This window comes from Nonomuraea sp. NPDC047529 (genome assembly GCF_040642995.1).
Taxonomy (GTDB): domain Bacteria; phylum Actinomycetota; class Actinomycetes; order Streptosporangiales; family Streptosporangiaceae; genus Nonomuraea.
Genome location: NZ_JBEYTJ010000015.1, coordinates 38,244 through 55,496, shown reverse-complemented (window position 1 = coordinate 55,496; position 17,253 = coordinate 38,244). Strand labels below are relative to the sequence as shown.

Sequence of the window (17,253 nt, the reverse complement as noted above, 5' to 3'; positions counted from 1 at the left end):
CGCTTCCGCCGCAGTGCGCTGCCACCCGTGAGCGATCGGGACGAGCACGCAGAGATTTGACCCCGAGGGGCGGTCGGCATAGCTTGATCAAGCAAAAAGTGATCGATCACTCTTGGTCCCTCCCCCCGAGGCTTCGTGGCGCGGCCGACGGAAGACCGGGAGCGGCGGTCCGGCCATGCACTCCCCCGGGCGGCGGCCACGCGCCGCCCGCTCCCAGCAGAAGGACCCGCCCCGTGCCCCACACCACGCCCCACACCACGCCCCACACCACGCCCGACACCACGCCCGACACCACGCTCGCCGTCCGCGAAGAGGACGACTCCCTCGCCATCACCGCCGGCGACGTGCGGATCGCCCGGTACGTCCACCAGCCGGACGCTCCCGACGCCGAGTCCCCCAAGCCCTACCTGCACCCCATCCGCAGCCTGTCGGGCGCGCCCATGTCGGTCTACCGGCCGCACGACCACCGCTGGCACAAGGGCCTGCAGATGACCTGGGCGCACCTGTCGGGGCAGAACTTCTGGGGCGGCCCGACCTTCTCGGTGGAGCGCGACTACCACTGGGAGGACAACCACGGCCACATCAACCACCTCGCCTTCACCGACGTCACCTCCGACGGCACGCGGGTCGTGGTCGAGGAGAGCCTGCACTGGCTCTCGGCCCGGGGCGAGCACTGGATCACCGAGCAGCGCCGCCAGGTCTTCCACGGCGTGGACGGCGCGCGCGGCATCTGGGCCCTGGACTTCACCACGTCGCTGCACAACGTCCGCGGCGCCACGCTCGACTTCGGCAGCCCCACCACGCACGGCCGGCCGATGGCCGGGTACGCGGGCTACTTCTGGCGCGGCCCCAGGTCCTGGACCGGCGGCACGATCATCGGCGCCGGCGGTCTGGGCGGTGAGGAGATGATGGGCGTCGAGGCACCGTGGCTGGCCATGGTCGGGCAGCACGACGGGATCGACGGCGGCGGGACCGTGCTGGCCGTCGCCGGGCACTCCAGCGCGCCGGCGCCGATCAAGTGGTTCGTCCGCAACGAGGCGTTCGCCGTGATCAGCCCCTCCCCCTCCTTCGACGAGGAGATCGCTCTGGCCGACGGCGACACCCTCGAACTCGCGCACCGTTACGTCTTCGTCGACCACATGTGCGACCGTGCCGAGCTCGACGAACTCGGCACGGAGTTCGCGCTGTGACCCCGCTGTTCCCCGGCGGCACCTCGATCAGCGATCTGGCGGTCTACGACTGGGAGTGCGCCGACGGTGTGCACGGCGGCACGCCGCACCTGCACACGGTCTCGACCGAGGCGTACGTCGTGACCGCGGGCCGCGGGGAGGTGCACACCCTCAGTGCCGCCGGCTTCGCCCGCGACCGGCTCGAAGCGGGCACGGTCCTGTGGTTCTCGCCCGGGACGATTCACCGCCTGGTCAACGAGGACGGGCTCCGGCTGCTGGTGATCATGCAGAACGCGGGCCTGCCCGAGGCCGGGGACGCCGTGCTCACCTTCCCCGCCGACGTCCTGCGCGACCGCGACGCCTACCTCGCCGCGGCGACGCTGCCGGTGGGGGTTTCGGAGGACGAACGGGCGGCGGCCGCATGGGCCCGCAGGGACCTGGCGGTCGCCGGGTTCCGGCGACTGGTGGCGGACGCCGAGGAGCGCGGCGGGCAGGCGCTGGCGGACTTCCATCGGCTGGCGGCGGCGATCGTGCGCCCCCGGGTCGCGTCCTGGAAGGAGTTGTGGGACGGGACCGTCGCCGCCGAGACCGAGCGCACGGGGTCACAGCTCGACGCGCTCGCGGGTGGTGATGCCGCCCATCTCGGGCAGGCCGCCGTGGTGCGGACCGCGCCCGGGCCGGGCCCTCGCGCGTTCGGCATGTGCGGCCGGCTGCGCACGTGGGCGCCGCGTCCCTGATCGGGCGGCCGGCGGGTCCTGTGGCCGGATCGGCGCCGCCGTGCGGGCCGGTCTCTCAGGCGGGCGCCGGACCGGCCGTCTCGCGGACGATGACCCGGTTGATCGACCGGTCGGACGGAGGCGGCGCGGGCTCGCCGCGCACCGCCGCGATGAGCCGGGCCATCGCCTCCCGCCCCTGCACTTCCCGGTCGACCGCCACGGTGGACAGTGAGGGGGTGGCGAAACGTCCCAGTTCCTCATCGTCCCAGCCGAACACGCTGACGTCGCCCGGGACCCGCCAGCCCCGTGACAGCGCCGCGCGTACGGCCCCCATCGCCACGTGGTCGTTCACGGCCACGATGGCGGTCACGCCGCAGCCGTCGGGCAGACCGCGAACGGCGTCATGGCCGGACCGGGAGCTCCAGTCACCGAGCGCGACGCCGTACGAGGTGAGCCCGCGGCGCTCGATCGTCTGCTCGAAGACGAGCTTGCGGTTGCGGGCCGAGGCCCAGCTCTGCGCGCCCGCGATGTGGAAGAAGACCCGGTGGCCGAGCGAGGCGAGACAGTCGATGATCTCCTCGACCGGGGAGGCGTCCGCCAGCTCGTTCGTCCCGCGCAGGTGGTCGTCGTAGTCGCCCGTGACGACGATGGGCACCGGCGAGGCGGCGAGATCGGTCTCCAGAGGCGTCAGCGACAGAACGCCCTCGACCTGCCCGGAACCGGCCAGCTCCAGCACCCGCTCCGCCCTGGCCCGCGGATCTCCCTCGACACTGAGAACCTCCAGCTGGAAGCCCTCGGCGTGCGCCGCGGCCGCGGCGGCGCGGAGCATGCGCGCCGGCCACAGGTAGTCGGAGGCGGGCAGGGTGACCGCCAGCCGGTTCGTGTGCCGCGTGCGCATGGAACGCGCGACGAGGTTCGGCCGGTAGTTGAGCTCCTGGACGACCAGGTCGATCTTGGCGCGGGTCGCCGGTCTCAGGGTCTCGTTCTTCCTGAAGTATCGGGAGACCGTCTGGTGCGACACGCCCGCGCGCCGGGCCACCTCGTGGATCGTGAGGCGCGGCGTCTCGGCCTCGTCCAAGGGCCCCCTCTCCTCGCGCTGCGCGTCACAGCCTAGCCGGTCGCCCGTTCGCCGGGCGACGACGAAGTGATCGATCACCTCGTCGTCGTCCCGGGCCCTCGCGGAGGAAGGGGCGGGCCTCAGGAGCCGGACGACCCCTGGAGCCCGCTGGTGAGTCGTACGGGGAAGTGCCGCCCGGTGTCCTTGCTGTGGCCGATGCCGGACGACCACTCCAGATAGCCCTTCCTGCCGGGGCCGTCGTCGTCGTTGACCAGCAGGGACAGCGCGAACACCCCGGCCGGAGGGCCGTTGAGTCCCAGGCTCTGCCAGGGCAGCACCACGTCGTAGGTCGTGGTGGTGCCCGTCCGGGTCACCGCGAGCCGGTCCGTCGGGGTCGGGCCGGTGATCGCGATGCCGAAGGCGGCGAAGGTGTAGGCGGCCGGCCCGTCGGGCGTCAGCGCCAGGCCGATCTCGGTGCGTTCGGTGGAGGCGCCGGGGAGCGCGGGCGACAGGGAGAGCTGGATGGAGTCGCCGTTGTACAGGTTGCCCGCCGGGTTCTTCTGGGTGAACACGTCGTCCTGGACCGTCGCCTGCACACGCAGCCCCGTCGGGGTCTGGGTGATCCGCACGGGACCACCGAGGTCGGCGGCCCCGCCCCAGTCGGCGGTGTAGCGGAACCAGGTCGCGTCGGCCGCCAGGTCGATCGGCGCGGCCGTGGTGGCGGTGTCGGGCTCGATGGGTCCCGCGCCGACGGACTGCCGCAACCGGAGGGCGTCACGGCCGCGCAGCCCGATGGACACCTCCAGGTAGCCCTGCTCCCACACCCGCAGCGACGGGAGCGGGATGGTGTGCGCGACCTGCTCGCCGGGCTGCAGCGTGGTGGTGTCGGCGATCGTGCCCGACTGCTCGCCGAGGGTCCAGGTGAGGCCGTCGAGGGTCACCGGGGTCCTGCGGGAGGTGTTGGCCAGCGAAACGGACGCCCGCGCCCGGTAGCCGCCGTCGCGGACGAGGTCGACCCCCACGGCGGCGACCACGGGGGTGGTGACCCTGATCGTCGGTGTCGCCAGCCGTGCCACCTTCTCGTGCCCGGTCGCGGCCCAGCCGGTGACCCAGCTCGCCTTGCCGCCCGCGGGGGCGGGGAGGTCGAAGACGGTCTCGGCGGTGCCGCACCCCTTGACCTTGACGTCGTGGCGCCGCCCGTCCAGGGTGATCGTCACCTTGGCGGGGACGGCGCGGCAGTTGCGGCCGGTGCGGTCGACGACCGCGCGCACCTCGATGCCCTCGCCGTCGGCGACGGTCGGCGACGTCCTCAGTGTGATCGCGGGCGCGGGGTCGAGGACGAGGGAGTCGACCTGGCCCCTGACGTAGACCGGGTGCTCGGTCAGGGTCACCTGGACGGCTCCGGCGTGCGGGGTGAGGGTGGCGGGCACGCCGTACTGGTCGGTGAGGGTGAGCGGCTGGGCGGTCCGCATCGTCACGGTCCTCGGGCCGTCCGACGCCCACATGACGCGGACGAGGTCGTCGCCCGCGGCGCTCCTGAAGGGGAAGGAGTACGTGGTCGCGTCCAGCGTGTCCCGCTGGGTGATCGTGCGCCCGGCGAGTTCGGCCGCCATCACCGCCTGCGCGACCGCGGCCGGCTTGGGCTCGGCGGCGTAGCGGGCGGTCGCGCGCCGGACCTCGAAGACGCCGAAGTTGTGCTCCTGGTTGTTCGGATCGGTGCCGTCGTCGCGGGCGTCGTACCAGTAGAGGCGGTCGGCGCCGCCGGCCAGGGAGAGCACCGCCGAGCGGACCAGGTAGTCGGCCTGCATGGCGTCGGTCGTGCCGCCCGCGGTGTGGGTCGGCCAGCCGTACTCGGTGAGCCACAGCGGAAGCGAGCGGCCGGCGGCGGCGTCGATGGTCTGGCTCAGCGACGCCATCTGCGTGTCCATGCCTTCGGGCGGCGTGGGGTGGCGGTAGGGGTGGACGGACACCGCGTCCAGCGCGTCCGCGCCGCCCTGTTCGAGCACCTGGCGCACGTAGTCGGCCGAGGCGCCGGAGATCGCCGGGCCCACCAGCCGCGCTCCTTGCGGCTTGACCGCGGCGGCCGCCTGGAGGAGCTGGGCGTAGCAGGCGGGCGTCCGGCCGCACAGGCCGTCGTTGAAGTTGATGTTGAACTCGTTGTAGACCTCGGTCGCCCGGGTGTAGCTCGCGAAGTGCTGGTTGACGGCGGCCGTGAAGCGTCCGTAGGCGGCCAGGCCCTCGGGCGAGCTCGGCGTACGGTTGCCGTCGTAGAGCGGGTTGCGGTAGGCCGAGATCGGCAGCGGCTCGATCCCGGCGGCGTCCAGCGCGGCGAACCCGGCGTCGTAGCGGTCGAAGGTGTAGACGCCCGCCTGCTTCTCGACCGCGGACCAGCCCACGTCGTTGCGCGAGTGGGTGTAGCCGATGCGCGCGATGCCGTCGACGAGCTCCTGCTCGTAGCCGTGCAGCCCGACCCCGAACGGCGAGTCGGCCGCGGCGGCGGGCATCGACGGGACGATGCCGAAGCTCGTGCTCAGCGTGCCCGAGGTGAAGGTGTAGAAGCCGTTGGGCAGCGAGGCGAGGTTCACCACGCTGTTCCCGCCGGTGAAGGCGGCCGTGCCGCTCGCGACCTGCGTCCCCCGGGCGTCCTGGACGGCCCAGGGGGCGGGGGCCGGGTCCCGGGCGTCGGTGAACAGTTCCAGCGCGGCCTGGCCGGGGTCGAAGAGCAGGGAGTCGTTCATGACCCCGAAGTAGGTGGAGTGCTCCTCGAAGCCGGGGTTGGCCAGCAGGATCTGCGCGGTGCCGTCCTCGGTCATGGTCAGGTCGTCCAGCCGTACGCCGGGGGTCACGTCCTGGGAGATGATGCGCAGGGAGAAGCTGGTCTGGGTGGCCAGGGTGGTGTAGGTCCAGGAGACCTGGCGCCAGTCGTAGGCGCCCATCGGGAAGTTGAAGCGCCGGCTGCTGTCCGGGCTCAGCACCGCCTGCAGCGCGGCCGCCTTCGACAGCCCCTCCGAGGCGACCCAGGCGGTGAACCGGTAGAGCGTGCCCGGCTTGACCGGCACGGTCTGGGCGAGCTGCCCGTAGGTGTTCGGGCTGCTCGGAGTCTGGTTGACGATGCGTACCGCGGACCCGGTGTGGCCCTGGGCGGTGGCGGTGAAGGCGACCTCGGCCGAGCCGCTCCTGCTGATGGCCCACGGGTCGAAGGTGTTGGAGTACGGGAGTTTCGGGGCGGCTAACGCGGTGGCGAGGAGGAGGAGCGCGGACAGTGTTTTCATCGGGTCACCCCTTGACCGCGCCGGCTCGGCCGGCGCTCCGGAGGAACTGCTTCTGGAACAGCAGGAAGAAGACCAGCGGGAGGATCACCGCGATGAACATGGCGGCGACGAGCGTGCTGGTCTCCGCGGTGGCCGAGATCTTGTAGAGGACGACGGACAGCGGCTGCAGATCGGGCGAGGGCAGCACCAGGAGCGGCCACAGGAACTCCTTCCAGGCCGACACCAGCGTGAGCAGCGAGACGACGGCGATGATCGGCCGCGACATCGGCAGCACGATGCGCCGGAACACCTCGAAGGAGTTGGCCCCGTCGACCTTGGCCGCCTCGAAGACCTCCTTCGGCAGCTCGGCGAAGAAGTTCTTCACCAGCAGCACGTTGAAGGCGTGCGCGGCGGCGGGCAGCCAGACGGCCCAGTAGCTGTCGATCAGGTTGGCCCCGACGCCCGGCACGTCGATCACGGTCAGGTACAGCGACACGAGGGAGACGACGCCCGGGATGAACAGGGTGGCCATCACCGCGGCCGAGACGACCCCGGCGTACCTCGGCCGCAGGATGGCGAGGGAGTAGCCGCCGGTCAGCGCGACCAGCAGGCCGAAGAACCAGTTGCCGGCCGCGATCCAGACCGTGTTGGCCAGGGCCCGGCCGATGTCCATGCCGTTCCACGCCCTGACGAGGTTGTCCCACCGGATCCCGCTCGGCCACCAGCCGAACGGGTCGCGCAGGATGTCCTGCGAGGTCGACACCGCCGACTTGGCCAGCCAGAGGATCGGCCCGGCCGCGACGACCGCGAGGCAGGCGAGCACGGCCACGATCAGTCCGGTGAACACCACGCGGGTCGCCGGCCTGCGGCGTTCGCCGCTGGACAGGATGCCACGCTCGTTCATGAACGCTTCCACCCCCTCGTGGCTCGCAGGTACACCGCGGACAGGGCGGTGAGGAAGACGGCGAGCATCAGGCTCAGGGCCGTCGCCTTGCCGAAGTCGCCGGCGACGAAGGCGTACTTGAAGATCAGCATGAGCAGCGTGACCGTGCTGTTGTCCGGCCCGCCGCCGGTCATGACGTAGGGCTCGGTGAACACCTGGAACGTGCCGATCACCTGGAGGATCAGCATGAGCAGGATGACCGGGCGCAACTGCGGCAGCGTGATGTGCCACACCCGGCGCAGCACCCCGGCGCCGTCGAGCTCGGCCGCCTCGTAGAGCTCGGGCGGCACCGACATCAGCGCGGCGACGTAGATGATCGTCGTCGTGCCGAAGCCCGCCCACGTCGCCTGCACGACGATGCTGGGCATCGCCGTCTCGGCGCTCTGCAGCCAGGGGAAGGGCCCCAGCCCGGCCCAGCCCGCCACGGTGTTGAGCAGGCCGTGCTCGCTCGGATCGTAGAGCTGCTTCCACAGCAGCACCGCCACGACCGGCGGGATGATGATCGGCACGTAGACGAGCACGCTGGCGATAGTCCTGGTCCGGCGCAGCTCCCCGATGAACACGGCGAGCAGCACCGGCACGGGGAAGCCGACGACCAGGGCCAGCACGGTGAACCACACGGTGTTCCAGGCCGCGGTGGCCAGCAGCGGGTCGGCGAGCACCCTGCTGAAGTTGCGCAGCCCGACCCAGGTCGGGTCGGTGACCAGGTTGGTGCGCTGGAAGCTGAGGACCAGGCTGCGCAGGATCGGCCACCACGAGAACAGCCCGAACACGATGAGCATGGGCGCGGTGAACAGAAGTTTGCCGAGGCCACCGCGCTGGGTCCACCTACTGAGCGGCGGCATCGATCAGCGCCTGCGCGTCCGTCCGGGCCTGGGTGAGCGCCGCCGGGATGTCGGCGTCCTGCTTGGTGAGGACCTGCTGGGTGACGGCGTCGAGAAGCGCGTACGTCTCCTGCGCGGCCACGGGCGGCTCGCCGAGTATGGGCAGCTTGCCCAGGCTGTCGAAGTAGGCCCGGTAGTTGTCCCGCTTGACGTTGACGTAGGCGGAGACCCAGGTCAGGTAGCGGTCGTAGATCTCCGGCGAGAACAGCGGCACCTCGGGCGCGCCCACGGGCAGGCCGCCCGCCTTGGACGTCTCGGCCCATTCGACCGCGGCCCGCTGGTCGAGGAAGCGGTTCAGGTACCGGAACTTCACCCACTCCAGCGCGGCGGCCGCCTCGCTCGGGGCGGCCTTGGGGCTGACGACGGCGATGTCGCCGCCGCCCAGCGTGCCGATGCCGGTGGCCGACTGCGGGAGCGGCGCGATGCCCAGGTCGTCGCCGGGCATGTCGCGGTTGCCGACGAGGTCGCGGTAGAGGTCGGCGCCGAGGACGGTCTGCCCGATCCGGCCGGCGGCGATGGAGTTGCGCATGTCGTCCTGGCTCAGCAGGAAGTTCTTGCCCGCCGCCTGGTCGGTCCATCGGACGTCGTGCAGGAGGGTCAGCGCGTCCTTCACGCCGGCCGCGTCGATCGTGGACGTGACGGTGTCGCCCTCGCGCCGCTGGATGGCGCTGCCGTTGGCGTAGGCCATCGTGGTGAGGATCCAGCCGCCGGAGTTCGTCGTGGTCGCGATCGTGAAGCCGGCCGCGTCGCTCGACCTGCCGATCGCCCTGGCGTTGGCGCGCACCTCGTCCCAGGTCTTCGGCGGGGCGTCGGGGTCGAGGCCCGCCTTCTCGTACAGCGCCCTGTTGTAGATGAAGGCCATCGTGTACGCGGCCGAGACGACGCCGAAGGTGCGGCCTTCCGCGTTCTGCGTCTGCTTGGCGACGGCCGGGTTGAGCTTGGAGAGCACCACGTCGCCCTTGACGAGGTCGGTGATGTCGCGTACCTGGCCGTTGAGCGCGAGCTGCTGGATGTTGGTGTACGGCACCTGCATCGTGGTGGGCATCGAGCCGCCGGCGACGAGGGCGGCGAACGTCTGCGGGTCGAACTTGGTCTCCTCGCCCACCACGGTGATGTTCGGGTGGAGCTTCTGGAAGGCCGCGACCTGCTTGTCGAACAGGGCGAGATTGTCGGCGTTGTCCTTGGTGGGCATGTTGCCGACGTGGATCGTCACCTTGGCGTCCGGGTCCGCCCCGGCCTCGGGACGTCCGGACGAACAGGCGGTGAGAGCTATGATTCCGGTCATCGCGATACCGGCGAGCCGCCAGTTCTTGTGATGCAGCATGACGAATCCCTCTTTGCGGGCATGGTGGCGATCGAGCTCGGGCGGTGTCGTGACCGCTGGGGGCTCACGCGGGCAGCAGTGGCGTGCCGGCGGATTTCATGGCGATGGTCAACCGGTTGACCATCGCCATGGTCTTGCTGATCCTGGTACTTTGTCAAGAGTCCGGAGAAACGTGGAAGTAACCTGTTGTCACCGGGAGGGAAGGAACTGATGGCGCGCAAGGCCACAACCCTCGCGGACGTCGCCGCTGCCGCCGGGGTCTCGGTGTCGCTGGTGTCGAAGGTGCTCAACAACACCGGACGCGCCTCCGAGGAGACCCGCAGGCGCATCCACGACGCCGTGGAACGCCTCGACTTCCGGCCCAACGCCCTGGCCAAGTCCTTCGCCAGGGGGCGGAGCGAGCTGGTCGGGATCATCATCGAGGACGCCTCGGAGATCTTCAGCAGCATGGTGCTGCGCGGCGCCGAGCGCAGGCTGGCCGCGGCCGGGCTGGCCACGCTCGTGTGCGACGCCGCCGAGAGCGACCAGCGGCGCTCCCAGTTCGTCCGGGCGCTGGAGGCCCGCCACGTCGACGCCGTGCTGGTCATCGGGTCCGGGCCGTCGGGCCTCTACCCGTCCGTCTCCGACCGGCTGTCCTGCCCCGTCGCCTACGCCTTCTGCGAGTCCGACGACCCGGCCGACGTCTCGTTCCTGCCCGACGACCACGGCGCGGGGCGGCTGGCCGCCGAGCACCTGCTGTCACTCGGCAGGACGAGGATCGCGCACATCGGGGAGGGCAGCGAGAGGGGCGCCGAGCTGCGCACACGCGGGTTCGTCGAGACCCTCGCCGCCGCCGGGCACCCGGTCGAGCCGATCTTCGGCGACTGGTCCAAGGCGTGGGGCCTCCAGGCCGTCAACCGGCTGATCGAGGCGGGCACCGACGTCGACGCCATCTTCTGCGCCAACGACTTCATCGCCTACGGCGCCTACGTCGGCCTGCGCGCCCACGGCCTGCGGATCCCCGAGGACGTCGCGCTGGTCGGCCACGACCACTTCTCCATGGACCCGCCGCAGCGCAGGTCGGGGTTCCTGACGACCATCGACCCCAACCTGCCCGCGCTCGGCGACGCGGCGGCGCGACACCTGATCGCGCCCGGCACGGCGGCCGACTTCGCGCCGAAGCTCGTCGTCGGCCGCACGACCGCGGGCGGTCAGGCCGCCCCCGACCTCGCCACCCTCCTGGAGTTCATCGACCAGCTGCTGTGAAGCGCAGGGTGACGAGCTGGAACGGGCGCAGCGTCAGCGACACGGCCCCCGGCTCGAACTCGGCCCCCGCGGGCGGCTCGACGTCGCGTTCGATCAGGTCCACGAAGCGCGCGTCCCCGACGCACTCGACGCGCACGGACGCCCTGGTCCCCTCCGACTCGTACAGGCGGACGATCACGTCGCCGCTGCGGTCCTCGGCGAGCTTGACCGCCTCCACCATCACGGCCGGGTGTGAGACCCGTACCAGCGGCTCGACCTCCCGCGCCCCGCGCACGGCACGCGCCGGCACGTTCGCGCGGTACCCCTCGGCGACGGCCTCGCGGATGCCGGCGTTCGGCCTGATCGAGTAGGCGAGCGTGTGCCTGCCGAGGTCGGATCCGGGATCGGGGAACATCGGCCCGCGCAGCATGGACAGGCCGACCGTCGTGGTCGTGCCGCCGTCCTGGCGGGTGTGCCGCACCACGTCGTGGCCGTACGTCGACTCGTTGGCGATGGCCACGCCGTACCCGGGCTCGCCGACGTGGATCCAGCGGTGCGCGCACACCTCGAAGCGGGCGGCGTCCCAGGAGGTGTTGGTGTGCGTGGGCCGGTACACGTGGCCGAACTGGGTCTCGGCGGCGAACCTGTCGGCGTGCACGTCCAGCGGGAAGACGAGCTTGAGCAGGGCGTGGCGCTCGTGCCAGTCGACCTCGCAGGCCAGGTCGAGCGCGGCCGATCCGGGGCGCAGCCGCAGCGTCTGCCTGATCGTCGAGTCGCCGAAGCGGCGGGTGACGACGACCTCACCGGCGCCGGTCTCCAGGCTCTCGACCTCGTCGACGTCGCGGGAGACGCGGCGGTAGTGCTCGTCGATGTCCCAGGCGTCCCACTCGTTGGGGATGTCGCGGTGCAGCACCAGCCGGTGGCCCGCCGCTCCCGGCGCGATCGCCTCGCGGCCGGTCGCGGCGTCGCGCAGCGACACCAGGTGGCCCCGGCGGTCGATCACGGCCCGGACGAGCCCGTTGTCGAGCACGAATCCGGCGTCCTCCTCGGTGAGGGAGACGTCCGCCGGGTGCGCGGCGGGCTCCCGGATGCCGAGCCCGTCCGTGGCGAGCTCCAGGTCGCCTTCGCCGACGAGGGTGCGTACGCTCTCGTCGATGACGCGGCCCAGGCTCTCCCGCAGGCGGGCGTCGTTCTGCTCGACCTCGTCGTGCACCCAGGCGATCGAGGTGCCGGGCAGCACGTCGTGGAACTGCTGCAGCAGCACGGTGTGCCAGCTGCCGGTCAGCTCGTCGTAGGGGTAGGCGGCCCCCTCGCGGACGGCGGCGGTCGCGGCCCACAGCTCGGCCTCGCGCAGCAGGTGCTCGTTGCGGCGGTTGCCCTGCTTGGTCAGGTGCTGGCTGGTCAGGGTCCCGCGGTGCAGTTCGAGGTAGAGTTCGCCCGACCACACCGGCGGGCTCTCGTACTCGGCCTCGGCGCGTTCGAAGAAGGCCTGGGGCGAGTCGATCGTCACCACCGGCGAGCCTTCCAGTGACCCGAGCCGCTCGGCGGCGGCGAGCATCTCGCGGGTCGGGCCGCCGCCGCCGTCACCCCAGCCGAACGGCACGAGCGAGGTCCCGGCCACGCCCTTCTCCTTGTAGCTGCGCGCGGCGTGGGCGAGCTCGGCGCCGGACAGCTCGGAGATGTAGGTGTCGGCGGGCGGGAAGTGGGTGAAGATCCGGGTGCCGTCGATGCCCTCCCACAGGAAGGTGCTGTGCGGGATCTGGTTGACCTGGTTCCAGGAGATCTTCTGGGTGAGGAACCAGCGGCTGCCGGAGGCGGCGATGATCTGCGGCAGCGCGGCCGAGTAGCCGAAGGTGTCCGGCACCCACGCCTCCAGCGTGTCCACGCCGAACTCCTTCAGGAAGAACTGCTTGCCGTACAGGAACTGGCGGGCCAGCGACTCGCCGCCGGGCATGTTGATGTCGGGTTCGACCCACATGCCGCCGACCGGGATGAACTGCCCGGCGGCCACCTTCTTCCTGATGCGCTCGAACAGCGCCGGGTAATACTGCTTCACCCAGGCCAGCTGCTGGGCGGAGGAGCAGGCGAAGCGGTACTCGGGGTGCTCGTCCATGAGCGTCACCGCGCTGGCGAACGTGCGCGCGCACTTGCGGATCGTCTCGCGCACCGGCCACAGCCAGGCCGAGTCGATGTGGGCGTGCCCGACGGCGACGATCCGGTGGCTGCTGGCCGCGGCCGGGCTGGCCAGCACCCCGGCCAGCGCCGCGCGTCCGGCCGCCGCGGTCGCCGAGACGGCGGCGGGGTCGACGGCGTCGAGCATCCGCTCCAGCGCCCGCAGGATCTCCCAGCGGCGCGCCGAGTCCGGGCTCAGCTCGCGCATCAGCCCGTCCAGCGTCCAGATGTCCTGCGCCAGCTCCCACACCCCGACGTCCAGCAGCGCCACGTCGAACGCCCTGGCCGTGTAGAGCGGCCCGCTGCCCGCCGTCGCCCGGTCGCCCAGCGGCGTCGGCTCGTAGGTGTTCTCGCCGGCGAGCTCCGGGTTCGCCGCCGCCTCCACGTACAGGTCGATGGACGGCCGGGCCGGGTCCCACGGCAGGTGGGAGCTGCGCGGCGCCACGGCCTTGATGAGCGTGCCGTCGGGCAGGTACGCGAGCCCCTCGGCCTGGAACCCGGGACGCGGCCCGGAGAAGCCCAGGTCGACGACGAGCTCCAGCCGGGTGCCCGGGGGAATCTCCTCCGGCACGCGGCCGGTCACGTGGAACCAGGTCGTGCCCCATGGGTCGCCCCAGGAGTGCGGCAGCGTGACCGGCTGGTAGCCGGCCGCGAACGCCACCGGTGCGGGCACCGGCTCGCCCGGCACGTTCCACGCCTCGACGGCGAGGGGCCGCCGTTCCCGGTAGAGGGCGCCGGGCAGGAACTGCTGGACGAAACGCTCCAGCCGTCCCTCGACGATCAAACGGTTGTCATGCACGATGCACTCTCTCCAAAGTCAGGTTTCGAAGACCCGCACGGCGACGATCATGGTTCGTTCGTCGCCGTTGGTCGCCGTGACGACGACCCGCAGGGCGCCCGCCCGCGTGGCGGGGTCAAGCACGTGGACCCGGCGCCGCATCCGGTTGCCGGTGACGGACACGGCCGTCTCCCGGCCGCCCGTGCGCTCCACCTCGATCCGGTAGTCCTTCACCAGCTCCGGCGGCACGAGGTACGGCGTACGGTGGTGATGCAGGTTGATCAGGTCCTCGTCGACGTCGTCGTTGAAGATCAGCTCCACCCGGCCGATCGTCCGCTCCTCGCTCCAGCGCAGCTCGACGTGCTGCTCGCCGCCGCCTTCGGAGACCCACAGGTTGGGCCCGTCGTACGGCCTGGCCGGCCCGCCCGCGACCTGCTCGGGCCGGTAGGCGGCGGTCGCGGGTTCGACCTCGAACCGCGGCGTGCGCCTGCGCAGCTCGAAGGCCGACCACGCGTTGCTCTGCGGCTTGCCGGTGTCGAGCGCCGGTTCCCTGCTGAGCAGCCCGAGGACGCCGTACGGCGGGCGGCCCGCGCCGGCCAGGACGGCGAGGTCGGCGTTCCGCCGGACGACCACGACCGCCTCGCCCCCGCCGGGGGGCACGTCGTCGAAGCGGGCCTCCAGCAGGCCGCGCCCGGCCTCGACCGGGACCTCGCGCCGGGCGAGCGGTTCCACGGGGATGTGGTTCAGCCCGCCGCCCGTGCCCCACAGCTCGACCGTCGCGGTGGTGGCGCGGGCGGCGTCGACGCCGATCCGCACGACGTCGATCCGCGGGTCGGCGGGCAGCAGCAGCCCGAAGTCGGCCTCGCCGATCGGGAACGGTTCCGGCTCGCCGTCTGCGCCGCCCGCCAGGCGGGTGAGCGTGGACGACGCCGTCACCACGGCCTTGAGCGCCAGGTCGGACGGGTCCTGCCAGGGCACGCCCAGCAGGGAGGCGTCCTGCCGCAGGAGCATCGACTGCAACTCGTCCATGTGCGAGGCGGTGATCTCGCGCGGCGTCACGCCCCTGCGTACGGCGAGCGCGGCCCCCGCGCCCGCGGCCTCTCCCACGACGGCGCAGGTGGCCATCACCCGGGTGCTGCCGAAGGCGACGTGGCTGGCGGAGATGTCGCGGCCGGCCAGCAGCAGGTTGCGCACGTTGGCGGAGTACAGGCAGCGGAACGGGATGTCGTACAGGCCGGGGCCGAACAGGTGCTTGGAGGGGCTGTCGTCGGCGTAGATGCCGCCGGGCGGGTGCAGGTCGATGGACCAGCCGCCGAAGCCGACCGCGTCGGGGAAGCGGGTCTGGCCGGTGATGTCCTGCTGGGTCAGGACGTGGTCGCCGAGGAAGCGGCGGTACTCGCGCTTGCCCGGCAGGCTGCCCACCCACTCCAGCGTCAGGTTGTCGGCCTCGAAGCGGCCGGAGTTCTTGATGTGGTCCCAGATGCCGAAGACGATGCCCCACAGCTCGTCCCGGATGCGCTCGTTGTCGGCGACCGCGTCGAGCTCGCCGCCCCACTCGATCCACCAGTAGTCGCAGCCGTTCATGCCGGGGTCGATGTGGCGGCGCAGCGGCAGGTCGAACGCCTCGATGTCCTTGGTGATGCCCGGCGGGACGAAACGGACCGGGTGGCCGGTGTCCTTGGTGTAGAAGAGGATCGTGCTGCCGAGCATGTCGTCGTCGGCCACCTCGGGGGCCCACTCCTCGCCGTACGCGCCGCGGTCCTCCCTGCCGGTGGCGAACCTGGCGCCGGCGAGCAGGCCCACCAGGCCGTCGCCGGTGCAGTCGAGGAAGATCGGCGACTCGAACGTGATCAGCTTCTCGGAGCCGGACTGCCAGCCGGTGACCGAGCGGATCACCCGGTCATGCTCCTCGCCGTCGGCCTCGACCTCGCGGACCTCGGTGTTGAGGAAGAGGGTGATGTTCGGCTCGGCGCGTACCAGGTCGAGGACGACGTGGTCCCAAAGGATCGGGTTGCCCTCCGGGTTGCGCCACTGGTTCTCCGCGAACAGCTCGCCCATCAGGCCGGTCTCGCGGGCGAACTTCTGCGCGCCGTGCGCGGTGGCGCCCACCACCCACACCCGGATCTCGCTGCTGGAGTTGCCGCCCAGCACTCCCCTGTTGTTGATCAGGGCCACCTTCGCGCCGTTGCGCGCGGCGCTCACCGCGGCCGTGACTCCGGCCAGGCCGCCGCCGACCACGGTGACATCGGCGGCGTGTGCGAGCTGCATCATGGATGCCGACTTTCTGGGGTCGAATCAAGCAAAGCGGATCTACAATATTTCCGACGTCTTGAATAAGTCAACGACGGGTTGGCTAAGGTAGGCGCAGAGCGCGACGACAGCGAGGGGAACGGGGATCAGTGGCAGCAGCCAGGCGGGAGTCGACCACGGTCGGGAAGGCAGCCAGGCGCGAGGGCGGGCCGCCCGGCCGCTCCTCCGGGCTCCGGCGCGGCTCCAACCTCGAACACGTCGCGGACTTCAACGACTCCGTCGTCCTCGACGCGATCAGGCGCGCGCGGACCGGGAGCTCGCGGGCGGAGCTGGTCGTCGAGACGGGCCTCGCCGCGCAGACCGTGTCGGACGTCTGCCAGCGGCTGCTCGACCAGGGGCTCATCGCGGAGACCGGCACGTCCACGACCGGGTTCGGCCGGCCCCGCCGCACCCTTGAGCTGGTGCCCGCCAGCCGCTACGCGCTCGGCGTGCACATCGACCCGGCCACGATCACGTACGTGCTGCTCGACCTCGGCGGCAACCTCGTGGCCCACTTCAGCAGGCAGACCTCCAGCCCCCAGGACGCCGACGCCATCATGACCGGCATGGCCTCGGCCCTCGACGTCCTGCTCGCCGGATCCGGCGTCGAGCGCGAGCGGGTGCTCGGCCTCGGCATCGCGGCGCCCGGCCCCCTGGACATCGCGGGCGGAGCCATGGTCGACCCGCCCCACCTGCCCGGCTGGCACCGCGTCGAGCTCGTCGACCGGCTGCACCGGGCCACCGGGCTGCCCATCGTGCTCGACAAGGACGTCACCGCAGCCGCGGTGGCCGAACGCTGGGCCGGCGGCGCGACGGGCAACAGCGACTTCGCCTTCCTCTACCTGGGCACCGGCGTCGGGGTGGGGCTGGTCAGCGGCGACATCGTCGTACGCGGCCGGTCCAGCAACGCCGGCGACATCGGACACCTGATCGTCGACGCCGACGGGCCGCCCTGCGAGTGCGGGCAGCGCGGCTGCCTGGGCACCGCCTGCTCGCCGCTGTTCCTCATCCAGGAGGCCGTCGCGGCGGGCGTCCTGCCCGCCACGCCGGAGGACGGGCAGCTCGTCCAGGCGGTCAGGCGGCTCGGCGCGCTGTGCCGGGCGGCCGACGACGGCGACGCGCGGGCGGTGGAGATCCTGCGCCGGTCCGGGCGGCGGCTCGCCCGCGCGATCCTCACCATCGGCAACCTGCTCGACACCGAGCTCGTGGTGGGGGGGGGGGCCCCCCGGGCGTCCGGCCGCCCCCCCAACCACAACCGCCAACACGGGGCGCGGGGGGCGGGGGTGGGGGTTGGCGCCCCCGCGCGAGCCCCCCCCGGGCCCACGGGCCCGACCCCGGGGTGGTGGTGTGCGGGGGGCCCGCCGGGGCCCGGCCCCCACACCACTACCTGCCGCTGCTCCGGTCGGCGGTGGCCGAGCGGTTCGTGATGCGCGAGATCCACGACCT

The 17,253-nt window shown here is 72.0% G+C and carries 11 protein-coding genes; 4 read left to right on the top strand and 7 right to left on the bottom strand.

Annotated features, from left to right (window positions below):
* Nucleotides 1–233: 233 nt before the first annotated feature.
* The gene (locus ABZ815_RS24045) at nt 234–1,190 is read left to right on the top strand and encodes a PmoA family protein (RefSeq protein WP_357701422.1); all 957 of its coding nucleotides are present in this window, start codon (nt 234–236) and stop codon (nt 1,188–1,190) included.
* Nucleotides 1,187–1,906: a cupin domain-containing protein gene (locus tag ABZ815_RS24040; RefSeq protein WP_357701420.1), complete on the top strand. Its 720-nt coding sequence runs from the start codon at nt 1,187–1,189 to the stop codon at nt 1,904–1,906. The genes ABZ815_RS24045 and ABZ815_RS24040 overlap by 4 nt, the downstream gene beginning before the upstream one ends.
* A gap of 55 nt (nt 1,907–1,961) precedes the next feature.
* Here the strand turns inward: ABZ815_RS24040 and ABZ815_RS24035 are convergent, their stop codons facing one another.
* The 5 genes from ABZ815_RS24035 to ABZ815_RS24015 form a co-directional block, all read right to left on the bottom strand.
* A complete protein-coding gene (locus ABZ815_RS24035; RefSeq protein ID WP_357701418.1) occupies nt 1,962–2,963 on the bottom strand; it encodes a LacI family DNA-binding transcriptional regulator in 1,002 nt (333 codons plus the stop codon).
* A gap of 119 nt (nt 2,964–3,082) precedes the next feature.
* Nucleotides 3,083–6,214: a glycosyl hydrolase gene (locus ABZ815_RS24030; protein ID WP_357701416.1), complete on the bottom strand. Its 3,132-nt coding sequence runs from the start codon at nt 6,212–6,214 to the stop codon at nt 3,083–3,085.
* Between the two features lie 4 nt (nt 6,215–6,218).
* Nucleotides 6,219–7,097, bottom strand: coding sequence for a carbohydrate ABC transporter permease (locus ABZ815_RS24025; protein ID WP_357701414.1), 879 nt, complete (start codon nt 7,095–7,097; stop codon nt 6,219–6,221).
* Nucleotides 7,094–7,981 carry a sugar ABC transporter permease gene (locus ABZ815_RS24020; RefSeq protein WP_357701412.1) on the bottom strand — a complete coding sequence of 296 codons (888 nt, stop codon included), beginning with the start codon at nt 7,979–7,981 and terminating at the stop codon, nt 7,094–7,096. Before ABZ815_RS24020 ends, ABZ815_RS24025 begins: the two co-directional genes overlap by 4 nt.
* On the bottom strand, nt 7,965–9,344 hold the full coding sequence (locus ABZ815_RS24015; protein ID WP_357701410.1) for an extracellular solute-binding protein: 1,380 nt from the start codon (nt 9,342–9,344) through the stop codon (nt 7,965–7,967). Before ABZ815_RS24015 ends, ABZ815_RS24020 begins: the two co-directional genes overlap by 17 nt.
* Nucleotides 9,345–9,554: 210 nt before the next feature.
* Here ABZ815_RS24015 and ABZ815_RS24010 point away from each other — a divergent pair, with 210 nt between their 5' ends.
* Nucleotides 9,555–10,589, top strand: a complete 1,035-nt coding sequence (locus ABZ815_RS24010) for a LacI family DNA-binding transcriptional regulator (RefSeq protein ID WP_357701408.1) — start codon at nt 9,555–9,557, stop codon at nt 10,587–10,589.
* Here the strand turns inward: ABZ815_RS24010 and ABZ815_RS24005 are convergent.
* A complete protein-coding gene (locus tag ABZ815_RS24005; protein WP_357701407.1) occupies nt 10,570–13,539 on the bottom strand; it encodes a glycoside hydrolase family 38 C-terminal domain-containing protein in 2,970 nt (989 codons plus the stop codon). The two genes, ABZ815_RS24010 and ABZ815_RS24005, sit on opposite strands and share 20 nt — an antisense overlap.
* Before the next feature lie 18 nt (nt 13,540–13,557).
* On the bottom strand, nt 13,558–15,789 hold the full coding sequence (locus tag ABZ815_RS24000) for an FAD-dependent oxidoreductase (protein ID WP_357701405.1): 2,232 nt from the start codon (nt 15,787–15,789) through the stop codon (nt 13,558–13,560).
* Between the two features lie 128 nt (nt 15,790–15,917).
* On the opposite strand from ABZ815_RS24000, the gene ABZ815_RS23995 reads away from it, so the two are divergent.
* On the top strand, nt 15,918–17,234 hold the full coding sequence (locus ABZ815_RS23995; RefSeq protein ID WP_357701403.1) for an ROK family transcriptional regulator: 1,317 nt from the start codon (nt 15,918–15,920) through the stop codon (nt 17,232–17,234).
* The last annotated feature ends 19 nt before the right edge of the window (nt 17,235–17,253 follow it).